Here is a 1,987-nt window from a genome sequence, read left to right on the forward strand (position 1 = left end):
GTGGAGAATAACTCGCTGAGCGCTACACAGTCACTTGCCTTCGACAAAGAATTGTCAGAGTGCCGTAAATCTGGCGGTGACTGCCAGGCAGTTATAGATAAATGGAAGCAGGTCAGCGATAAGCAAAGTGCGGAAACCGACCAGAAGCTGAAAAACGATCCGGTTGGGGTACAGGTCTGGGATAAAGACGTTGCCCAGGGTGGTTCGGATATGGCGAATCGTCCGGGCTGGCTGGGTAATCTTCCCGGTGTCGATGTGATGACCAGCGATGAAGCTAAAGCCTACGTTCAGCAGTGGAACGGCCAGGATCTGGCGAAAATAGATCAAAATAGTCCTGGCTGGACGAAATTTGCGGTGTTCGCGTCAGATCCGGAAAATCAGGCAGCAGTTGCGTCAATAGGAATGCTGGGTAAAGATCTTTTTCTGATAGCAAAAAATAGTTTTACTACTAAATCCTTATTAAAGGAAATGACCGCGCAGGGTATTAAATTTACACCTGAAAATATTGTCAGTGCTGCTAAGAATAATAATGGAAAAGTTTTTTTCTTGAGAAAGGTAACTCAAAGGCGGGATTGCAGCATATTATCGGTGAGCATGAAAAGGACTTTGCAAATATAGGTGTTTCAGAAGCAAAAATCCCCAGCGTAGTTATGAAAGCAATATCAGAAGGTAAAGTCGTTGGTTATCAAGGGAAAGGGACAGGTCGTCCAATTTATGAAACAGTTATAAATGGTGAAATGCATCGATTAGCTATCACCGTATCAAGTAATGGCTTTGTGGTAGGAGCCAATCCTGCTGGGAGATTGAAATGAAACTTATAAAGTTAATGGCGGATTATTACTCTTTCCCCTTATGGAATAATTTACCTGGTGAAGTTGGGAATATTGATCCAGAAGATTTACCTCTCTCATATGAGTTGAAAGAAGAACTTAATAAATGGTCGGAAAAATATGACTCTATATTAAATGATGAAGATCCATTATCGTCAGGCTTCACAACAAAAGAAGAAGAGAGGATGTTTATTGATAATGGCTATAAATTAGCTGAACGTCTCCAGACAGAACTCGGAAGTGCATACAAAATAACTTATCATTCTGATTATTAATAATAAAGATCCCAGCCCTTAATGGCCGGGATCTTCCTTCCTGAGCCGTCACTTATCCGGATAGACCTTCCGTCACTCCTCCGTGCCCGGTGGCGGTGACCGCTTCTGCGGCGTGCTGACTGCGCTGATAAACTCCGCAATCTGTCGCTGCCTGCGCGCTGAGGGCTTTTTACAGGCCTGGCGTAGCTGGGTCAGCACTTCCGGTTCTGTCGTCTCGTCTCTGGCTGCGGTTCCTGAGCGGTCAGGATCAGACAGCCCGCCAGCACCCGGACGTCAAGATCGTAAATCCCGCCTCTTCCAGTTACTCTCCCTTTATCCGCAGACCGGGGCAGCGACTGTATCAGGCGGTGCTGGTGTAAGCACACCTGTTTTAGTTCCATGCACTTTTTGAGATATCCGGTTTTTCAGCCATCTGCAGGATCTGTCCGGCCTGAGCCGCGACACGGAGCATGCCAACGACGGCAGCATCAGCCTTATTTTCGACAAAGAGAAAGAGCAGCGCCGCCTGCAGCAGGCGCAACTGGTCAACGACGTTGCCACCCAGGCGCTTGACGTTTACAACACGCATGAAGCCGCCCGGGCCACGCGCGCCGCCACGGCCAGCCTGGCGGATACGGATACGGATACGGATACGCGTACTGCGCTGGAAGCCCAGGCCAGGGCAATACTGGATAAGGCGCATAAAAGGGAGCCGAACGTAGACAGCAGCAGGCAGGCGGTGGTCAGCAAGCCCTGGCAGCTGGCCTACGATCAGGCGATTGTCCGTCAGGGCGCGGACATGGGCGGAAGCGTGCGCACCGGCGTGAATGCGGTGGTTAATGCTTTGCAGGCGCTGGCGGGCGGCGACATCAGGGCTGCCCTGGCGCAGGGCGCTGCGCCTTA

General features: G+C 50.1%; 3 protein-coding genes and 2 pseudogenes. 4 read left to right on the forward strand and 1 reads right to left on the reverse strand.

Going from position 1 to position 1,987, the window contains the following annotated elements; translation table 11 throughout:
* The 3 genes and pseudogenes from EL29_RS23475 to EL29_RS20725 form a co-directional block, all read left to right on the forward strand.
* Positions 1–618, forward strand: a pseudogene (locus tag EL29_RS23475) (VENN motif pre-toxin domain-containing protein); the annotation flags it as partial.
* The gene (locus EL29_RS23155) at positions 573–812 is read left to right on the forward strand and encodes a hypothetical protein (RefSeq protein WP_227008660.1); all 240 of its coding nucleotides are present in this window, start codon (positions 573–575) and stop codon (positions 810–812) included. The pseudogene EL29_RS23475 and the gene EL29_RS23155, both read left to right, overlap by 46 nt.
* Entirely contained in the window at positions 809–1,105 is a 297-nt protein-coding gene (locus EL29_RS20725) for an immunity protein CdiI family protein (RefSeq protein WP_028714910.1), read from the forward strand. The genes EL29_RS23155 and EL29_RS20725 overlap by 4 nt, the downstream gene beginning before the upstream one ends.
* A 72-nt stretch (positions 1,106–1,177) precedes the next feature.
* Here EL29_RS20725 and EL29_RS23540 read toward each other — a convergent pair whose 3' ends face one another.
* The gene (locus EL29_RS23540; protein WP_488135052.1) at positions 1,178–1,303 is read right to left on the reverse strand and encodes a SymE family type I addiction module toxin; all 126 of its coding nucleotides are present in this window, start codon (positions 1,301–1,303) and stop codon (positions 1,178–1,180) included.
* Positions 1,304–1,520: 217 nt separating this feature from the next.
* Here EL29_RS23540 and EL29_RS23480 point away from each other — a divergent pair.
* Positions 1,521–1,987, forward strand: a pseudogene (locus EL29_RS23480) (VENN motif pre-toxin domain-containing protein); the annotation flags it as partial.

This window comes from Pantoea ananatis LMG 2665 (assembly GCF_000710035.2).
GTDB lineage: Bacteria > Pseudomonadota > Gammaproteobacteria > Enterobacterales > Enterobacteriaceae > Pantoea > Pantoea ananatis.

What these genes read in the sequence shown, in the direction of transcription:
- EL29_RS20725 (WP_028714910.1), top strand. Translation starts at nt 809, where the DNA reads ATGAAACTTATAAAGTTAATGGCGGATTATTACTCTTTCCCCTTATGG.